The organism is Pseudomonas karstica (genome assembly GCF_009707515.1).
GTDB lineage: Bacteria > Pseudomonadota > Gammaproteobacteria > Pseudomonadales > Pseudomonadaceae > Aquipseudomonas > Aquipseudomonas karstica.
In genome coordinates, this window is record NZ_WLYI01000087.1 from 1 (window position 1) to 828 (window position 828).

At 57.7% G+C, this 828-nt stretch carries 1 pseudogene; it reads right to left on the bottom strand.

Features of this window, described 5'->3' with window-relative positions:
* A pseudogene (locus GIR22_RS25825) lies at nt 1–828 on the bottom strand (type IV secretion protein Rhs); the annotation flags it as partial.

The following is an 828-nucleotide window of genomic DNA, read 5'->3' on the forward strand; positions in this document are numbered from 1 at the left end:
GTTTTTCGGACAAGGCGACCGGCGTTGTCTCGCTCATAGCCGGTGACTAACTGACTGTCATCATCGCCGTATTCAGTCTTTTCCAGCAGATGGCCGTTGAGGTCGTAGGCATAGGCCGTTCGCCGTCCATCAAAGCCGATCTCCTGCTGGATCAGGCCGTTGGCGTGATACTCGAGATGATAAGTTTCGCCCACCTCGTTTTCGATCTCGGTCAGCAATAACCGGGTGTTGTCGTAGCGGTACTTGAGCTGGCTGCCATCCGGGTTGATGCGACGGCTGATCAGGTGCAAGCCGTCGGCGTACTCATAACGAGTAACACGCCCCAACTCGTCACGTTCGGCGGTGATTTTTCCGTAAGGGTTGTAGCTGAATTCCCGGGTGGCGCCGCCCGGTTGGGTTATTTTCAGCAAACGGCCTGCGGCGTCCCACTGATACTGGGTCAGCGCGCCATGTTCATCCTCGCGAGCCACCTGCCGGCCAAGATCGTCATAGCGATAACGCCGTACACCACCGTTGGGTAACTTTTCCTCGACCAGTTGCCCGAAATCATTCCAGCTCAGGCGCTGACAGCTATGGTCCGGGTACCAAACCTCGGTCAGTTGCCCGCGTTTGTTGTAGCTATAGTCAGTAACAAATCCATCAGGATCGGTCTTGCGGGTGATATCGCCCTGATCGTTGCGCTGATATTTCCAGGCCGCCGCGCCGCGCCGTACAACCCGAACGAAGCCGTTGTCATGCTCGTAGGACGTCGGCTCGTCGTCCCCCGGAAACAGCGCAATCAAGCGTCCGGCTTCGTCGTACTGGTAGGCGGTAATCGCCCCCAGCGGA